12 protein-coding genes are annotated in these 18,795 nt (G+C 61.4%); 11 read left to right on the forward strand and 1 reads right to left on the reverse strand.

What is annotated here, in order from left to right:
- The first annotated feature begins 343 nt into the window (after positions 1 to 343).
- The 9 genes from ABIB95_RS45395 to ABIB95_RS45435 all read left to right on the forward strand — a co-directional run bounded on the left by ABIB95_RS45395 (position 344) and on the right by ABIB95_RS45435 (position 14,962).
- Positions 344 to 3,583 (forward strand): efflux RND transporter permease subunit, encoded by a 3,240-nt coding sequence (locus ABIB95_RS45395; protein WP_354248961.1) that lies wholly within the window; start codon positions 344 to 346, stop codon positions 3,581 to 3,583.
- Positions 3,580 to 4,062, forward strand: coding sequence for a hypothetical protein (locus tag ABIB95_RS45400; protein ID WP_354248962.1), 483 nt, complete (start codon positions 3,580 to 3,582; stop codon positions 4,060 to 4,062). Before ABIB95_RS45395 ends, ABIB95_RS45400 begins: the two co-directional genes overlap by 4 nt.
- A 47-nt stretch (positions 4,063 to 4,109) precedes the next feature.
- Positions 4,110 to 7,256, forward strand: a complete 3,147-nt coding sequence (locus tag ABIB95_RS45405; RefSeq protein ID WP_354248963.1) for an efflux RND transporter permease subunit — start codon at positions 4,110 to 4,112, stop codon at positions 7,254 to 7,256.
- A 35-nt stretch (positions 7,257 to 7,291) separates the two neighbouring features.
- Positions 7,292 to 8,155, forward strand: coding sequence for a hypothetical protein (locus ABIB95_RS45410; RefSeq protein ID WP_354248964.1), 864 nt, complete (start codon positions 7,292 to 7,294; stop codon positions 8,153 to 8,155).
- Positions 8,156 to 8,240: 85 nt separating this feature from the next.
- Positions 8,241 to 8,948 carry a hypothetical protein gene (locus ABIB95_RS45415; RefSeq protein ID WP_354248965.1) on the forward strand — a complete coding sequence of 236 codons (708 nt, stop codon included), beginning with the start codon at positions 8,241 to 8,243 and terminating at the stop codon, positions 8,946 to 8,948.
- Positions 8,949 to 9,063: 115 nt separating this feature from the next.
- Positions 9,064 to 10,143 (forward strand): PepSY domain-containing protein, encoded by a 1,080-nt coding sequence (locus tag ABIB95_RS45420; RefSeq protein ID WP_354248966.1) that lies wholly within the window; start codon positions 9,064 to 9,066, stop codon positions 10,141 to 10,143.
- Positions 10,144 to 10,231: 88 nt separating this feature from the next.
- The gene (locus ABIB95_RS45425) at positions 10,232 to 11,110 is read left to right on the forward strand and encodes a hypothetical protein (RefSeq protein ID WP_354248967.1); all 879 of its coding nucleotides are present in this window, start codon (positions 10,232 to 10,234) and stop codon (positions 11,108 to 11,110) included.
- 220 nt (positions 11,111 to 11,330) lie between these two features.
- Positions 11,331 to 12,992, forward strand: a complete 1,662-nt coding sequence (locus ABIB95_RS45430) for a peptidoglycan-binding protein (protein WP_354248968.1) — start codon at positions 11,331 to 11,333, stop codon at positions 12,990 to 12,992.
- A 26-nt stretch (positions 12,993 to 13,018) separates the two neighbouring features.
- Positions 13,019 to 14,962 (forward strand): ABC transporter ATP-binding protein/permease, encoded by a 1,944-nt coding sequence (locus ABIB95_RS45435; RefSeq protein ID WP_354248969.1) that lies wholly within the window; start codon positions 13,019 to 13,021, stop codon positions 14,960 to 14,962.
- Between the two features lie 745 nt (positions 14,963 to 15,707).
- Here ABIB95_RS45435 and ABIB95_RS45440 read toward each other — a convergent pair.
- Positions 15,708 to 16,772 (reverse strand): TonB-dependent receptor, encoded by a 1,065-nt coding sequence (locus ABIB95_RS45440; RefSeq protein WP_354248970.1) that lies wholly within the window; start codon positions 16,770 to 16,772, stop codon positions 15,708 to 15,710.
- On the opposite strand from ABIB95_RS45440, the gene ABIB95_RS47440 reads away from it, so the two are divergent.
- Together ABIB95_RS47440 and ABIB95_RS45450 are read left to right on the forward strand one after the other, a co-directional pair.
- Complete coding sequence (locus ABIB95_RS47440; RefSeq protein WP_502917951.1) at positions 16,741 to 17,139, forward strand: S26 family signal peptidase; 399 nt, start codon at positions 16,741 to 16,743, stop codon at positions 17,137 to 17,139. The genes ABIB95_RS45440 and ABIB95_RS47440 overlap by 32 nt on opposite strands.
- Positions 17,140 to 17,172: 33 nt before the next feature.
- Complete coding sequence (locus tag ABIB95_RS45450; RefSeq protein ID WP_354248971.1) at positions 17,173 to 18,372, forward strand: Fic family protein; 1,200 nt, start codon at positions 17,173 to 17,175, stop codon at positions 18,370 to 18,372.
- Positions 18,373 to 18,795: the final 423 nt, after the last annotated feature.

Raw genomic sequence — 18,795 nt, forward strand, 5'->3', positions numbered from 1 at the left:
CCGCTCGACAGCACTGGGACAGCAATCATCCTGATGACGAGTTGCTCGATCGCGACCGAATGGATCAAGCGAAACCCGTCTCGCCAGGGCGAGCGTGCAACGTGAGGTCGTTCGGTCCTTCGAGAATGACATCCAATTGGATAATGGTGCATCACCCAATTGGGTGGCATCCCTGACCTAATTGATGGCATCCCCCAGAGGGTGGCATCCCCCAAAGGTACACGTGTCAAAATGTCTCACCCGGGATGGTCGGGTAAAAGCGGTAGTATAGGGGCCTTCAGCGTTCGCCAGAACCTTTCGAGCAGCAGCAAACAAGCTGCTGCCGTCTATGGCGTCGGAACTCGTGAAAATTACGACCGCGTTTCTTGCGAGGGAAAAAGCGGTCAGAAATGTCCAGCAGTGCGACAGTTTTTTGCAACCGGAGTTTGATTGCAGCCAGAGGTTAGAAGAGGGGGCAAGAATGTTGTGGCTCATTTCCTCTAGCGTTCGCTTACGCACCCTCGTTGTTGCTGTCGCTGCGGGCCTGTTCGTTTTCGGGGCCGTCAGCATCAGGGACAGGCCGCTGGACATCGTCCCCGAGCTCGCGCTGCCTTCGCTCACGGTGAAGACGGAATCGCTTGGCCTTTCTAGCGCTGAGGTTGAATCGCTGATTACCGTGCCGCTGGAAGCGGACCTGCTCAACGGTGTCCCCTGGCTTCAGGTCATCCAGTCGGAATCGATGGCGGGACTTTCGACGATCGAAATGATCTTCGCGCCGGGCACTGATCTGATGAAGGCGCGCCAAATGGTGCAGGAACGGCTGACGCAGGCGCATGCGTTGCCGAACGTCTCGAGCCCACCGGTCATGTTGCAACCGGTGTCCTCAACTAGTCGGGTCATGAACATCGGCCTGAGCTCGAAATCAGTTTCACTGATCGACGTGTCCGTTCAGGCGCGCTGGAACATTGCGCCGCGTCTTGCTGGCGTTCCTGGGGTCGCGAACGTTTCGATCTGGGGGCAGCGTGAGCGACAGGTGCAGGTGCTTGTCGATGGGCGGAATTTGCTGAAGAAGGGCGTCAAGCTGGAGCAGGTGATCAAGACCACCGGTGAAGCGGTATGGTCGTCGCCACTGACCTACCTGAACTCATCCACGCCAGGTACCGGCGGCTTCATCGAAACACCGAACCAGCGGCTCAGCATTCGTCATCAGCTGCCGATCTCCACGGTAGGTACGTTCGCCAAGGTGCCATTGAGTGGCACGACCGTGCGCGTCGGCGATGTCGCCTTTCTCGCCGAGGGGCATCAGGCGCTGATCGGTGATGCCATCATCGGCGAGGGGCCGGGCCTGATGCTGGCCATCGAGAAGTTTCCCGGTTTCAACACGTCAGACGTCACGCGCGGAGTCGAGCGTGCGCTGGACGAGCTGAAGCCAGGGCTGCCCGGCATCGAGATCAATACGACGATCTATCATCCCGCGAGCTTCATCGAACGAGCGACACGTAACCTGAGCAGGGCCGCAATTATATCGGTCGTTTTGGTCGCAGTCGCGCTTGGCCTGTTGATGGGTAGCTGGCGGGGAGCCGTTATCGCCCTGGTCGCGATCTCGTTGTCATTCGTTTCGGCCGTGCTGTTGCTGCAAGCCGCCGGCATCTCGCTCAGCATGACGGTCATCGGTGGTCTTTTGATGGCTTCGGGTGTGGTGGTCCATGACGGCATTCTCGACGCAGACAATCTACTGCGCCGACTACGGGCGCCTCGCGACGGACAATCGAGTTTCCTCGTTCTCGCCCGTGCGATGCAGGAAACGCGTCGTCCGATGGTCTATGCGTCGCTGATCGTCGTGCTGGCGGTGCTTCCCGTCCTGTTCATGCAAAGCCGGTCGGCGTCATTCTTTACGCCGATGGCTTGGGCTTACGTCGCCGCGGTGTCGATCTCGATGCTGGTGGCGCTGATCGTGACCCCTGCGCTGGCGTCACTTCTTCTCGTCAATGTTGCACCGAATGCGAACAGCGATGGGCCGATCGATCGATGGGCCGGAATTCTTGGTCGGGTAGGGGGCCCCGTCGCCCGCTGGCCTATCGCCTGCATTGGCGTCGGTGTTGCGGCCGCGATCGTTTGCGTTGCGCTCCTGAATTCGTATGAGCGCAACTTGGTACCGAGCTTCAAAGAGACTGATCTTCTCATCGAGTGGCAGGGACCGCCCGGCACCTCGCTGCAAGCGATGATGCGATCGACTGAGGGCTTGATTCGAGACCTCAAGCAGATCCCGGGCGTGCAGAGCGCCCACGCCAATCTTGGACGCGCGCTGCTCTGCAACTGTGCGCGTGCGACCGACGTGAATACCGGGCAAGTGTGGGTTAGCATCGATCCCAAGGCGCAATATGAAGCCACGCTCGATGCCGTGGAAGCCGTCGCCACGGCCTATCCCGGAATGCGTGGGCAGGTCGGAACATACCTGTCGGCCAGGCTGCGTGAGGCGCTCACCGGTGATTCGGATTCCATCACCGTGCGCGTATATGGCAAGAGCCTCGATGTCATTCGCGTCAAGGCTGAGGAGATTCGCGCGGCGATCGCCAAGATCCAGGGCATTGAAAACGCGCGGGTGGAGCTGCAGGTCGAGGAGCCAGCGATCGAGGTCAAGGTGGATGTCGATCGCGCGGCTGATTTCGGCTTGAAGCCGGGTGACGTCCGCAGGGCAACGTCCGCGCTTGTCGGCGGCATCACCGTCGGCGCGCTGTTCGAGGAGCAGAAGGTTTTCGACGTGGTCGTCTGGGGACGCCCGGAGCTGCGCGACAACATTGAAGACATCCGGAATCTGATGATGACCAGCGAGAACGGGTCTCAGGCTCGCCTCGCTCAGGTCGCTGACGTCCGCGTCGTGCCGGCCACCAGCATTATCCGCCGCCAGGGGGCGTCACGCCGTATCGACGTCCTGGCGAAAGTGGACGAGCGGGCTCTTGGCGATGTGGCAGATGACGTTGCGAGGACGGTCAAGCAGGTCGCATTCCCGTTCGAGCATCGGGCCGAGGTGTTGGGAGAATACAAGGAACAACGTGCCAGCCTGCGGTCGATATACGGCTACGTGGTGGCTGCGGCGATCCTGATGTTCCTGCTCATGCAGGCGGTGCTCCGAAGTTGGAAACTCACCGCACTGTCGCTGCTCGGCGTCCCGATCGCCGTGCTGGGCGGCCTGGCGGCGATTCCGATCACCGAGGAGGGTACCTTCTCACTCGGCTCGCTGTTGGGTCTGGTGGCGGTGCTTGCTTTGACGGTGCGACAGGGCGTCGGTCTGGTCGCGCATTTTCAGCATCTGCAGTTGAACGAGGACATACCGTTCGGTGAAGCGCTGGTGCGCCGCGGTGTTCGGGAGCAATTCCCCAGCATCATGGCATCGTCGATCGCGACGCTTGCTCTAGTGCTTCCGTTCGCAGTCATGGGCGATGTTGCGGGACTTGAAATCGCCCACCCGCTTGCGGTCGTTGTTTTGGGCGGCATCATCACCGCGACGCTCGGAACATTGCTGCTGCTTCCGGCGCTCTATGTGCGGTTTGCCGCCGGCTGGACCGACGACCGCCTCGATCTCGAGATGGAGACCGGGTCGTGAGCACCGCGAGCTTTGCTTCGATTGCGATCAAGAGGAAGGAACGCCTCATGGCCCGCTTTAACGTGTTGGTGGCCGCGACGTCTGCCGTGTGCCTCGGAATGGTTTGTGTCTTGGTGCTATCTGCGGAAACGATAGGGAAAAGCACGCCGGCGCGCGTCGAGCCTACACTTGATGCAAACATCAAGAAGATTACGCTCACGCCGAAGGCGGCGGAAAGGCTCGGTATTCTGATCGACGAGGTGCGGGCCGATCCGTCGGGGCGGCTCATCGTCCCCTATGCATCCGTTCTTTACGATCTCTCGGGAAAAGCGTGGATCTACATCAGCGCCGAGCCGCTGACCTTCGTCCGCGGACCGATCGAGATCGACACCATAAAGGGCGAAAACGTGTACCTGAGCGACGGGCCGCCGGTCGGCACCAAGGTGCTCGCGGCCGGTGTGCCGCAAGTATTCGGGACTGAGGTGAAGGTAGGTCATTAGCTTGGTTGTTCTGCCTAACGGCTACGGCCTGAGTTGGATGTCTTGCGATGATGAAGCTGATCATAGCATCGAGCTTGCGCTTTCGTTATCTCGTCCTCGCGCTGGGCGCGGTGCTGACCTGGTTTGGCCTGGCACGTCTTAGCGACGTGCCAGTAGACGTATTTCCGGAATTCGCGCCGCCGCGCGTAGAGATCCAAACCATCTGCCTTGGACTCTCGTCTGCCGAAGTTGAACAACTGGTGACCGTGCCGCTGGAGAACGCGCTGAACGGCGTTCCGGACATCGACGTGATGCGTTCGAAGTCGGTGGGGCAATTGTCGTCGATCCTCCTGATCTTCAAGTCCGGCGTCGATGGCATCCGGGCGCGTCAACTGGTCAGCGAGCGCATGGCGCTTGCGTCCAAGACCCTGCCGACGTGGGCGGCTCCGCCCTTCATGATGCCGCCATTGTCCTCGACGAGCCGGATCATGAAGATCGGCATCACCTCGCAGGACAAGTCCATTATGGACCTGTCGATGCTTGCCTATTGGACTATTCGACAACGGCTGCTCGGTGTTCCCGGGGTTGCGAACGTCGCGATCTGGGGCGAGCAGCTTAAGATGCTCCAGGTCATGGTCGATCCGAATCGGATGGCGGCGGCGGACGTCACGCTCGATCAAGTGCAGGAGGCGGTTTCCGATGCCCTTGACGTCGGTCTGCTGCGTTATTCGCGCGGCGCGCATATCGGCACCGGCGGCTTTGTCGAAACGCCCAATCAACGCTTTCAACTGACGTTTGCCCCGTCCGGCGTTACACCCGAGACGCTCTCCAAGGTGCCCGTGACGACAAAGGACGGCAAACCGCTGTTGCTGAACGAAGTAGCCAACCTTGTCTATGCGCCGCAAGGCATGATCGGTGACGCCGTCATCAATGATGGCCCGGGGTTGATGCTCATCGTCGAGAAGTTCCCCTGGGGAAACACGCTCGCGGTCACCCGCGGGGTGGAGGAAGCGCTGGAGAAAATGAAGCCGGGTCTTCCGGGGGTTGAAATCGATACGACGATCTTCCGGCCCGCAACATTCGTCGAGGACTCGATCGATAATCTGTCACGGGCAATGTTGCTGAGCTGCCTGCTGGTCACGGGGATTATCGTCATCTTCCTTTATGAGTGGCGCACCGCAATCGTCTGCGTCGTCGCCATTCCGCTGTCGCTGCTCGCAGCCGCACTGGTCCTGTTCATGTTGGGTGCGACCGTCAACACGATGACGTTGGCCGGCTTCGTGATCGCGCTGGGAATTGTCGTCGACGACGCGATCCTCGATGTCGAGAATATCATGCGACGCCTGCGTCTCGCGCATCAGACGGCCGATACACGAAGCACCGCGCGCATTGTTCTGGACGCTTCCCTCGAGATGCGCGCGCCGATCGTCTCTGCGACTCTGATCGTGGTGGCCGCCGTCGTTCCCGTGTTGTTCATGCAGGGCCTGACCGGATCGTTTTTCAAGCCGTTGATAGGGGCCTATGTGCTCGCGATCGCGGCTTCGCTTGTCGTGGCGATGACGGTGACGCCGGCGCTTTGCCTGATCTTGCTGAACAACGCGCGGCTTGAAGGGCGTGAATCGCCGCTCGTCGTCTGGCTGCGGCGCCATTACCCGCGCTTGCTCGAGCGTGTCACCCGAACGCCGCGTCCGGCGTTCATCACCGTCGCCGTCGTAACTCTCGCGGGGATCGTGGTCTGGCCGTTGCTCGGGCACTCGTTGCTGCCTGCGTTCAAGGAGCGCGATTTCCTGATGCACTGGGTTACCTCGCCCGACACCTCGCTGCCCGAGATGTTGCGCATTACGACCCGGGCGAGCAAGGAGCTGCGCGCCATCCCGGGAGTACGCAATTTCGGCGCCCATATCGGTCAGGCCTTCGCTGCCGATGAGGTCGTCGGCGTCAATTTCGGAGAGAACTGGATCAGCATCAGCAAGGATGCCGACTACGACAAGACGCATGCCAAGATCGACGAAATGGTGGAGGGTTATCCCGGCCTCTACCGCGATGTGCAGACCTATCTGAAGGAGCGCATTCGGGAGGTTCTGACCGGTGCCGGCGAGGCGATCGTCGTTCGCATCTTTGGTCCGGACCTCGACGTTCTCAGGAACAAGGCGGAAGAGGTCCGCGCGGCACTCGCTGATGTTCCCAACCTCGTTAACCTGCACAAGGAGCTGATCGTCGAGGTGCCGCACATCCAGGTGACACTGAAGCTGGACGAGGCACAGCGTTACGGTCTGAAGCCGGGTGATGCGCGGCGCGCCTCCGCGACTCTGATGGCTGGTGAGGAGGTCGGTGACATCTTCCTCGAGGGGCGCACCTATGACGTTCAGGTATGGACCCCGCCGGAATTTCGCCGCAGCGTTGACTCTGTTCGCCAGATGCAGATTGACACGCCAACCGGCCAGCGCGTGCGGCTAGCGGAAGTAGCCGATGTCGACATTCAGCCCACGCCAAATGTTATCCGGCGAGAGGCGAGCTCCCGCCGGATTGACGTAGAGGCGAATGTCCGGGGCCGCGATCTCGCCGCGGTCGCCCAGGACGTACAGGCGCGGTTGGCTAAGCTGTCATTCCCGCTCGGTTACTACGCGGTGCTGCAGGGCGAATATCAGGAACTGCGAGCCGCTCGCGCACGGCTCGAAGTGCTTAGCGTGCTGGCGCTCGCTGTCATATTCGTGCTTTTGCAACAGACTTTTGGCAGCTGGCGGCTGGCAACGCTCAGTTTCCTCACTCTCCCGTCAGCGCTGGTGGGGGGTGTGCTGGCAGCGTGGCTCGCAGGTGGAATCGTTTCCCTGGGCTCACTGATTGGTTTTCTGACCGTGCTGGGCATTGCCGCACGCAACGGGATCATCATGATCAACCACTTCCAGCATCTGGAGCGCTTTGAGGGAGCGGCGTTCGGCATGGACCTCGTGCTTCGCGGGGCGAACGAGCGGTTGCGTCCGATCCTGATGACAACAGGGGCCGCCGGACTTGCGATCCTGCCGCTGATCATTTTCGGCAATTTACCCGGCCATGAGATCGAGTACCCGATGGCAGTGGTCATCATGGGCGGCCTTGTGACGTCGACGCTGCTCAATCTGTTCATTTTGCCTGCCCTTTATCTCCGTTTCGGCCGCGGCACGGTCGGGCCGACGATCAATCTGACTGGTCCGGAACCGGTTCAGGGGAGGGCCTGATGGTCGAGTGTGGGGCCAGATTGCGTCGGGAGGCCTTGGCCGTCGTGATGGCTGTCGCCTGTCTCGGGCTGTCCCATGGCGGGGTCATGGCGCAGAAGAGCGACGCTGCCGAAGTCAAGCTGGAGGCTTTCGATCGCAGCAATTTCGACGGCTCGACCAAGATCGACAACAAATGGTTCCCGCTGCAACCGGGAACGCAGTGGACTTACGAGGGCTTCACTCGGGAGGAAAATACGCGCGTGCCACATCGCGTGGTGCAGACGGCGACCGACCTGACCAAAGTTGTGAACGGCGTGCGTGCCGTCGTGGTGTGGGATGCCGACTACAAGGACGGCGAGCTGCAGGAATCCGAGATCGTTTTCTTCGCGCAGGACAAGGACGGCAACGTCTGGCAGCTGGGCGAACTGGTCGAAATATACGAGGAGGGGGACTTCGTCGGCGCGCACACCTGGATTGCCGGCCTGGAAGGCGCGAGTGCCGGAATCATGATGATGGCGGATCCGCGGCCCGGTACGCCCAGCTACTCCCAAGGCTACGCGCCGTCCCCGATCAACTGGTCGGATCGTGCCAAGGTGGACCAAGTGGGCCAGAAAACCTGCGTGCCGGCTGGCTGCTACAAGGACGTTCTGGTGATCGCGGAGAGCAGCACGAAGGAGGGACCGAACGCTCAGCAGCTCAAATACTACGCGCCTGGTGTCGGCTATATCCGCGTCGGTTGGAAGGGCAAGCAGGAGAAATTGCGGGAAACCCTGGAGCTCCGCCAGGTCGTCAAGCTCCCCCCTGATGCACTGGCGAAGGCACGCGCCGAGGCGCTCGCCATCGAGAAGCGCGCCTATCTCTATAGTCGCACCCCGCCCGCCGAACTCACGCAAGGCGCAACAAGCACGGGAGGCGAATGAACGATGAGTCAACGGTCCACTGGTGTCGTCTCGGCACGACCTGTCGCCGACCGACTGGTCCGGAAGTCATAGGAGTGCATCAGAGATGGGCGACGTGAACACCAAGCACTGCCACAACGGCTGGTTCGCCGCGGCTGCGGCGCTGTCGGCGGTCGCCTTCCCGATGGTGACGTCCGCGGCCGAGAATGGAAAGTTCGAACAGCTCTCGGTCTATCTCGAACGCAACATTCAAGACAAGGACGCGGAGATCAAATTCGAGGTGACAGGCGCCGGCGACGGGCTCACGGCGCTGACGATTTCGGGACCCGGCGATCGAAAGGTCGTCGACGTCAAAACTCCGGACTCGAAACTGGGAATTCGCAAGCTGACGATCGAGTCACCGGAACCGGCCGATGATCGCATCGTCAAGGCTGACTTCCCGGCCGGCGCGTACCGTTTCGAGGGGAACACGAGCAAGGGCGCACGCCTGCGCGGTGAAGCGGAACTGAGCCACACATTTCCGGAGCCGGCCGCGTTTGAATATCCACGGTCTGGCCAAAAGGACATTCCCGCCGGCGACCTGACCTTGCGCTGGTCCGTGCCGAAGGGGGTCGAGTCCTGCATCATCGTGATCGAGCAACCTGGCTCGCCCTATGAGATCCGGGCGCTGGTGCCAGCGTCGACAAAAGCCTTCACGGTGCCCAAGGGGTTCCTGCGCGCCGGACAGGCTTACACGCTCGCGATCGGTACGGTCGCGAAGGACGGCAACCGCTCCTTCATCGAAACCGACTTCACCACGGCGAGGGAGCGATGAGCACATTCGACCGTCATCGTCGGATCGGCCCGAGACCAACCCGCGATGTCTTGAGGCCAGCTTCCACAATCCGGGGCGGCAGCCGGACCTGCTGCCCTCAACCGAGGGCATCGCGATGATCGACATACAGACGAAGCCAGTCGGTTGGCGGTTTGGCCCATGCGTCCGCTCGCCTTCGACGCTCACTGCGGCCATCGTTCTGTCGGTGGCCGCATCTGTGCTAGGCGGCGCGTATGCCGGCGAGATCAAGGACCCGCCGCGCTGGACCAAGGGCAGCGACTTCTCCTCCTTGAATGACTGGAACCTGAAAGCCGAGCAGATCGTCCCGCACGGGGTCAATCCGCTTTATTACCCGATTACGCCGGGCCACAAACACGCGCTGGAACGGCCCGATCACCCCGGCAAGTATCGCAAGGAGACTGTGGTGCTGAACACCACGGAGGATTTCGACATTCGCGGCATCGGCAAGTTCAAGACGTCGGTAGTGCAGGAGGAGGAGTATCTCGACGGCGTCCCGACCCAGCGCACGCTCAACTGGCTCGCCCTCGATAAGGCCAGCAGCAACGTATATTCGTTCGGCGAGGTCACCTGGAAGATCAACGAGGATGGCAAGCCGAGTTTCGCCGGCACGTGGCGGGCCGGCGACCCCGACGGGGATGGCGTCGCCGAGCCGGGCCTGTTGATGCCGGGCACATTCAAGGTCGGCGAGCGCTACATCTACGCCGGCAGCCGAAGCGTGGCTTATGGTGGCGCCGAGAATATGGAAGACGGCCTTCAAGTAACTGTTCCCGCGGGAACGTTCAAAGGCTGCGTTCGGATTCGCGAGCAGGGCCTGATCGACCCGAAAGACATCAAGGACAAGACCTCGTGTCCGGAGGTTGGCATTGTGAGCGACACTTCCGACGGCAAGCTCGTCATTTCCAACGCGCTACCCTCCGGCAATCCGGCCTCCAACGTATCCAGCATCGGCACCTCGCGCGGCAAGCCCGCAAAGCCGAAGTCCGCCGCTGCGGCGAAGATTTCGTCCGAAGACGCCAAGAAGATTGCGCTGCAGCGCGTGCCCGGAAAAGTCACCGACATCACAATCGAGAGGAAGAAGGGCAAGAACGTCTACGTGGTTGAGATCCAGACGGGTAGCCGCGAGGTGGATGTCTTCGTCGACACCCAGACGGGGGAGATCGTTGGAACGGACTGATACGGAGACTCCGTGAAAACGCGGCGAGGAGAAATCGGCCGGCTAAACAGTATTCGAGTTCTATAGCTTCTGTGATTGGGAGACCGCCATGAAGGAGATCATTTGCGCCAGCTCGCTCGCCGTCCTCCTCGCGGTATCTTCGGCAGCTGCCCAGACGCAGGCGCCGAAGGGCCTTGGCACCGAGGAATTCGGCTTGTCGCAACGCGAACTGGTTCAGGCTATCGAAAAGACCGAGCAACTGATCGCGCGCTGCATGACCGAGCAGGGCTTCCAGTATGTCGCGGCCGACCACAATACCGTGCGGGCGGGCATGTCGGCGGACAAGATCCTCCCCGGCCTCAGCGAGGAGGAGTTCGTCAATCGCTACGGCTTTGGCATCTCGACCTTTTATACCGGTCTGCCGCCTCAATTATCGACCGGCTACAGTCCCGCCCGTGTCGGCCTCGGCGAGCGCAATGTCCAGATTTTCCGAGCGCTTTCTCCCGCCGATCAGGTCGCCTACAACCGCGCGCTGTTGGGTGAGGAAGACCTGACGTCCACCTTCGCGGTCGCGTTGGAGAACGAAGATCTGTCGCGTACCGGGGGGTGCACGCGAAAGGCCGTCGCCGAGGTGTTCAAGCCCGACCAGCTGAAGGCCAGCCACTACAATCCCCAGGACGCGCTCATTAACAAGGACCCGCGCATGAAGGCGGCGCTTTCGTTTTGGCAGCGCGAGATGAAGAAGGCCGGATATGAGTATGGTCACCCGGACGAGATCGAACCCGACCTGCGGAACCGGCTCAACGCGCTGACCGAGGGTGGCAAGCTGCTGGTTGCCAAGATGTCAACGGACCAGAAGGCCGCTATGCGAAAACTGCAGGATTTCGAGCGCGGGGTGGCGGTGAAAAGCTTCAAGATGTCGGAGGAGGTGTTGAAGCCGGTCGAGGAGCGAATCCAGGAAGAGATGTTCTCCCGGAAGGTGCAATGAGACTGATAGCTACGTCAATTTGCCGGTCTTTCTCGGAGCGGCGGCTGCGGGTAATCTCCTGTCGTGGTCGGTCATCGCGACGGGGGACGACGCAGTGCTCTGGCGGGCATGGTTCGTGCGATGCCAATGGCGGCGAGGATTAGGCATGGTCGCGAACCGGGTAAATGTTCTCTGGGGCATCTTGGGTCTTGTTGGAGGCATGGCGCTTGGTGCCTGGTACATGGGTTCCAGGATCCAGTCGCCGGCCGAGATGGCGGCGCGCACCGCACCGCCGGAGCCATCCCCGATCCTCGTGCCCGTGGAATCGCGCGTACTGAGTTCTGATGTCGTCACCCGCGGCACCGTCCGCTTCGGACTTCCACAGCCGATTTCGATCGCTCCTTCCACCGTCAAGGGCGGCGCCGGACTGATCTCATCGCTGCCGCGGCCGAATGCGCAGTTTAATGAAGGCGACGTGATCATGTCAGCGTCAGGCCGTCCGGTCCTTGTCCTGCGTGGCGCAGCGCCGGCCTTCCGCGACATGTTGCCGGGAACGAGCGGGAGCGACGTGCAGCAGCTCGAGGAGGCATTGGCCCGACTCGGCTTCGATCCGGGACCAGTCGACGGCAACTACGATCAAAGGACGTCTCTTGCGGTTGAGCGCATGTATCAAAAGGCCGGGTGGGATGCGTTCGGACCAACACGCGAACAGCGCGCTGCGGTCGCCACGCTCGAGCGAGACTGGTCGGATGCCGCGAGAAGTCGGCTCGCTGCCGAGACCGCGCGCGACACGGCCGTCAAAGCGGTCGCCGCCGCGCGCGCGGTCGCGGAGCAGAACATTCGCCAGGCCACTATCGATAGCGCCATGCGTTTCGGCACCGGCCGGCAGCTGGCAGACGCACGTGCCGGCAAATCCCTTTTGGTGGAAACCGAGCGCGCCCGCGCCACCCATTCCGCTGCCATCGCCGATGCCGACATCAAGACGCAGATGGCCGATCGCGCCTTGGTTGTCCTCGATCCGCGCCAGACGGAGATGACCAAGGCCGCAGCCGAGGCCAAGCTGAGAGTGGCGCGAAGCGCGCAACGCAAGGCACGAGTAGAAGCCGAGCTTGCGATTGACAATGCGTCGCGCGAGGCCAGCCTGACCGACCAGCGGATCAAGGCCGCCGAGGGCGCGGTGAACGCGGCGCGCCTGGAAGGCGAGCGCAGCGTGCGCGCGGCGCAGGAACAACAGACGCTCGCCGAATTCGACGTCAAGGTTGCAAGCGAACGATACGAGCGTCTGGATCGCGAGCTCGCGGCGGCGAGGGCAAAGCTCGGCGTTCAGGTGCCGGCGGACGAGGTCGTGTTCATCCCGTCGTTGCCGATCCGCGTCCACGAGGTGACTGCGTCCGTTGCGGGCAATGCTTCCGGGCCGGTGATGAGCGTGACGGATAACGAGCTCAGCATCGACTCGCAACTGCCCATTGAAGCCGCGCCGCTGGTGAAGCCCGGAATGAAGGTCGCGATCGACGAGCAGGCGCTTGGCATCAAGGCGAACGGCGTCGTCGAGAGCGTTGCGACTACACCGGGCACGCGCGGCGTCGATGGCTATCACTTCTATCTCGGGGTGAAGGTGGAGAGCACGCCGGTCTCTTTGGCGGGGTTCTCCGTACGTCTGTCAATCCCGATCGAGACCACGAAGGGCGCGGTTATCGCCGTGCCGACCAGCGCGGTGTCGCTTGCGGCCGACGGTGCATCACGCGTGCTGGTCGATCGCGGCGGCCGGCAGGAATACGTGACCGTGAAACCAGGGCTTTCGACGGGTGGCTATGTCGAGGTTAACGCGCCCGATGAGCGGCTCGTGCCCGGCCAGATGGTGGTGGTAGGCTATAAGACGGCGGAGCCGACGGCGATGAAATGACGCTCACCGCAAACAGAGAGCGAGTCTTGCCGATCGAAGCGGTTGCCGCCGATTCCGGTCATGTGCTCGACCTGCGCAGGGTGTGCAAGCAATTCGGGACGGATCCTGCCGTTCATGCCTTGATTGATGTCGACCTCGTGGTGAAGCGCGGCGAATGGCTCTCCATCACCGGTCCGTCCGGTTCGGGCAAATCGACACTGTTGAACGTGCTGGGCTGCCTCGATCGGCCAACCAGTGGCCAGTTCCTTCTTGACGGAATCGAAACGACGAAGCTGAGCGAGAATGAGCGGGCTGGGCTGCGCGCCCGGCGCGTCGGATTCATTTTTCAGTCGTTTCATCTGCTGCCGTATCGTACCGTCCTTGAGAACGTCATGCTGGCGGAAGTGTACCGCCGGCGCGTCGGGCAGGGACGGCGCGAGCGGGCGATGGCGGAGATTCGCCGCGTCGGTCTTGCCCATCGGGCCAATTTTCTCCCGTCCAAACTGTCGGGCGGCGAACGTCAGCGGGTGGCGATCGCGCGGGCGTTGATGGGCTCGCCGAGTCTTTTGCTGTGTGACGAGCCGACCGGCAATCTTGACTCAACGAACACCGAGTCGATCCTCGACTTCTTCACCGAGCTGAACAAGGAGGGGATGACGATCGTCGTCGTCACGCACGACGAGAATGTGGCGCGCCGCGGCTTGCGTCGGGTTAATATGAAGGACGGTCAGCTCTATGGCGGCGGCGAGCCTGCAACTTCACCCCCATCTAAGTCGGGCATCGAGGCGTCGGCGATCACCACACGCGATCTCATCACCGAGGCAATCGCTGGGGCGATCGCGCGACCGGCTCGCATGGCGCTAACGGTGCTTGGCATCGTGATCGGCATGTCGGCGCTCGTCGCTACCGTCGGACTCACGCGAACCGCCGGCAACCGCATCATCAGCCAGTTCGATCAACTCGCCGCCACCGAACTCTTCATATCCGCGCGGCCAGGCGGCGCCAGCGGCACGATCGATCCGCGTGCTATTCCGTGGGACGCGCCGGAGCGGCTCACCCGGCTGAACGGGGTGGTTGCCGCGGGCCTGCTGAGCGACGTGAATGTTCATGACACGCTCGTTAGCGCTTCGCCGGTGATTGATCCTGTCAATCAGACCGCAATCAGGCTGGCGGTGCGCGCTGCTTCACCCGATCTGCTCCGCGCCGTGCGCGGCGAGCTCGCCTCGGGACGGTTCCTGGACGACGGGCATTCTGTCCGCGCCGACCGCGTCGCGGTCCTCGGCCCCGATGCCGCGCGCCGCCTGGGCATCGGTGGGGTCGAGCGGCTGCCGGCAATCTATGTCGGTGATGAACTCTACCTCGTGATAGGCATCCTCCGCGATGTCGTGAGAAAGCCAGAACTGCTTGGCTCGGTCGTTATTCCCGAGGGTACGGCGCGACGCTACTTTGGCCTCTTCGGGCCCGGCCTCGTTGTCGTGGAGACGAAGATCGGCGCCGCCTCCCTGATTGCGCTACAGGCTCGAGCTGCTCTGCGGCCTGATGACCCACGCGCGCTTCGGGTGCAATTGCCGCAGGAGCCGCGACGCGTGCGCGATGACGTGCAAACCGACCTCAATGTCATGTTCCTGCTGCTGGGCGGCCTGTCGCTCGTGGTCGGCGCGCTCGGGATTGCAAATATTACACTGGTGGGCGTGATGGAGCGAACGGCGGAGATCGGATTGCGCCGCGCCATTGGTGCGACGCGTCGGCACATCGCGGTACAGTTCCTTGTTGAGAGCACGTCCATGGGGATTGTGGGCGGACTGCTTGGAGCCAGCATCGGCGTAATGACCGTCGTCGGCGTCTCGGCGTACCAGGTCTGGACACCGGTGCTCGATCCGCTCGCTCCTTTGCTCGCGCCCGTTGTCGGCGGCGTGATAGGCCTCCTGTCCGGCGTTTACCCCGCTTCGCGCGCAGCTGCGCTCGAGCCGGCCGAAGCGCTCCGCGCCTAGTCAAACCTCAGTGTACACGCTGTGTGCGCTGGGAATCTGACGATCCGATTTTTGCTTCCATTCCCGACATATTTGATCCTGATACAGGCAATCTGCGGAAGCTTGATCAAACCAAATTCCTCAATCGGTCCAATCACATAGAGGTCGAGTTCGGACAAGATAGATCAGCGAAATGAAAGACTTGCGCTGGAAGTTTTTCACGGCCCCAATGATGGATCGAGAGTTCAAGTATTTCAATTGGTTAGAAGGCTAGTGTGCACGACGGGTGCACTGGGAGATCAAGAAAAGTCTTACGACAGCCAATGCGAGCCGGCCTCAGAAAGGGCATGTGAATTTAGGCGACATGCAAAATGACGACTCGCCGGGGTAGCGGTGGAGCCCAGCTATGAACGCCGAAAACTGCTCCTGATGAGCAGCACTTGATTTTGGGAAGATAGGAAGCACTAAGAATGATGTCGGGTTCGAGAGTCTTCCCGAGGTCGTCCCGAACGTTTCGTTCCGCGAGAGCCATCGACCAAGGAAAAATACACTGTCAGCTACAACCCTGCCTATCCTGAGTGAGCACTCAGGACGCATCCGCTTGGTCTCGGCAACGAGAAATCCTCAGATCATGATTGCATGTAGTGGATGAAAGAGTTGGCTGACTTCGAGAGAATTGACGCACCCGACAAGTTTCGAGCCTGTGGTCACCTTCGGCGAGCGGCAATCCAGCTGGGCTACGAACGGAACTGCTACTGCTCGCACTTTAGAAGTTGAATGTGGTTGAGACCATGTACGCTCTCGGCGCGCCGATCGACAATCCGCCGCCCGCGCCAGGAACATTCGTCAGATAATTCGCGCCGAACAAATTGACGATCCGCCCGCGAACCACGATGGGCTTGCCCGACCACATATTGGCAAAAGTGTGCGATGCTCCAAGATCGGCACGTACGTATGCAGGAACACGTTGCGTGTTCCGCGGATCGTCGTAGCTGTCGCCAACAAAAACTGCGAGCGGGGAGACTGTGAGGCCGGGCATGCCCGGAATATCGATATCAACCCCCGCTGATCCCTCGTAGTCCGGAACGGCTGGTGCCTTCTTGCCGGTAGTGGTGGGGTCGACGGTCGTTTCAAGTCGACCATCGATCAGGCTGAAACCAGCGAGTACTCGAATGCCCTTGGCTGGTTCGCCGAACACCGTGAACTCGACACCGCGATTCCGCTGCAGGCCAAGCGGTCCATATACATTGTTGACGGGATTTGTGAAAACCGATGGGGACGTGATGTCGTAGGCAGCAAATGTCGTGCCGAGAGTGCCCCACCAATTGACTTTGACGCCGACCTCCTTCTGTTGCGTCACAACCGGTGCGAACCCCTGACCGGCATTTGCCGTACCGACCGGCGCCGGCGTCACCTGCGTCAATGCTTCGATGTAGTTGGCGTACAACGTAACGTTCTCGATCGGCTTCACCACCAGTCCGACCGCGGGAGATGTTTTCGAGTTGTTCTCCGTGTCCGTCAATATCCCCGTGTTCAGACCATAATTGTCTTGATGCATCCGCTGGTGTCGTACGCCGACCGTCAGCGCAACCCGGTCGTTAACAACCGAAAGAGTATCTGCGATGCTCAGGCTGTTGCTGTCGATCTTCGTGAGAGGCAGCGCAGGGCCCGCGCCGTCGACGGAAACGCCGGGATTCGGCGACGGGAAGGGATTGTAGATATTGTTGAGCGCTATTCCGAATGTCAGCGCTGAACGTCGATCGTAGCGTACGTCCTGTGCGGCGAAGACGACCTTGTGCTTGATCGGGCCGGTATCAAAAACACTGCTCACTCCGGCTTCAGCCGAGGGGGAGTATTTCCTGCTGCAGCCGCATCCTCATTCCTTCGATTCGCGCTACTTCGGGCCGGTGCTCCGATGCGATATTCTGGGCGTCGCGCGGCCGGTCTGGACGTGGAATCCATCAGGTTCATGCTGGCATCCCGCCCAACTGGCACGGGCGGGCCGCGGGCCGGTGTTGGTATGCGATCGAGATCGGCCAGAAGAGTGGCCAAAAGCGGCGAGCTGCGGTCTGTTCGCCATGCGGTTCAGCTGCTTGCCGCCTTCTCCAAGCGGCCAGATCGGGCTCGTTAACGATCGCTCAAGATCGGCCAAAAGATCGGCCAAAATGCCTGCTGAGAAAGAGGAAAAGTGTTTATAATGAGCGCATTAATAGTAGGTAAGATCGGCCAAAATGACCCCGCAGCTTGAAGCCGTCGAACGCATCGAGCCGGCCCGCATCGAAGAGGTGGCCGAGGCCATTTCTGACGTCGTCGCCGAGCTCGCCGCCGCGACCGCGAAGCTCGGTCACGCGCTCAATCCGCAGACGGCAGCCAATCTGGCAGGCCTCGTTCGGATCATGAATACCTACTACAGCAATCTGATCGAAGGTCACAATACGCGGCCGCGCGACATCGAACGCGCCCTCGACGGCAAGTTCGACAATGACGAGGAACGGCGCAATCTGCAGGTCGAGGCGGCCGCACATGTGCATGTGCAGTCGCAGATCGATGCCATGGCGCTCACGAATTCACTGCCCGAGCCGGCCTCCATCGATTTCATCCGGTACCTTCATCGCGAATTCTATCGAGACGCGTCGCCCGACATGCTGCGCATCCGCGGGGCGGGCGCCGAGTTCATCATGGCGCCCGGCCAATGGCGCTCCTCTCCTGAACATGACGTCGCCGTCGGTCGTCATCAGCCGCCTTCGAGCGAGCGGGTCGACGCCTTCATGCATTATTTCGCCACGCGCTATCGCTTCGAGCCCCTGGGCAAAGCCGCGCGGATCATCGCGATCCCCGCCGCCCATCACCGCTTCAACTACATCCATCCGTTCCCGGACGGCAACGGCCGGGTCAGCCGCCTGATGAGTCACGCCATGGCCCATCTTGCCGGCATCGGCGCCCACGGCCTCTGGTCCGTCTCGCGGGGCCTCGCGCGCGGCCTGACGGGACCGGGCGATTACAAGCGGATGATGGATCAGGCCGACACGCCCCGGCAGGGCGATCTCGATGGTCGCGGCAATCTCTCGCAACGATGCTTGAGCGAGTTCATCCTCTGGTTCCTGCGCGTCTGCCTCGACCAGGTGACGTTCATGTCGAGCCTGTTCGAGCTCGAGACACTGGTGCAAAGGCTGCGCCTATTTGTCGAGCGCAACGACCAGCTCAAGCCGCAGGCAGCGCGCCTTCTGGAGGAGGCGCTCATGCGCGGACAGTTCGATCGCGGCGAGGTTCCGCGCATCGCCGGGCTACCCGAACGCACCGCGCGCCGGGTGTTCAACGACGTCATCGCAACCGGATTGCTTGCCTCCGACACCCCGAAGGGACCAGTGTCCTTGCGCTTTCCGGTTGTCACGCTGGACGTGCTTTTTCCGCGGTTGTTTCCTGAAATCTGACGGGGGCTCGACCGGGTTTTCCGATCGTCGCGACCGTTTGCGTAGCAAATGCGAAATTACCGTTCCGTCCGGACCAATCCCTACCCCTAATGAAGCTCTCGTCAGCACCGTTTGCTCTACGATTTGAATAGGCACTTCGATCGCAGAAACGTAATCGCTGACTCCGATAGATGGTCTGAGATTTTCGTGCCTGACGTGCTGTTTCGCAACGCCTCCCGAAGATTGTTCGTGACCAGCGCGCCAAACAAGTCGCGCCCAACAAGCCTTGCCGCCCCGCGCGGGCGACGAACCTCGCTCCGGGGATGAAGCCGACTCTGACGGTTCCAAACTAGTACCCACTTTTCTTGGAACGTGAGTCGTGATTCAAGATATGGATGATCCCTGAAGCAAGAGAAGTCCGCCTTTCGCGGAAAGATCGCACGG

The sequence above is a fragment of the Bradyrhizobium sp. LA2.1 genome, assembly GCF_040547725.1.
GTDB classification, from domain to species: Bacteria; Pseudomonadota; Alphaproteobacteria; order Rhizobiales; family Xanthobacteraceae; genus Bradyrhizobium; species Bradyrhizobium barranii.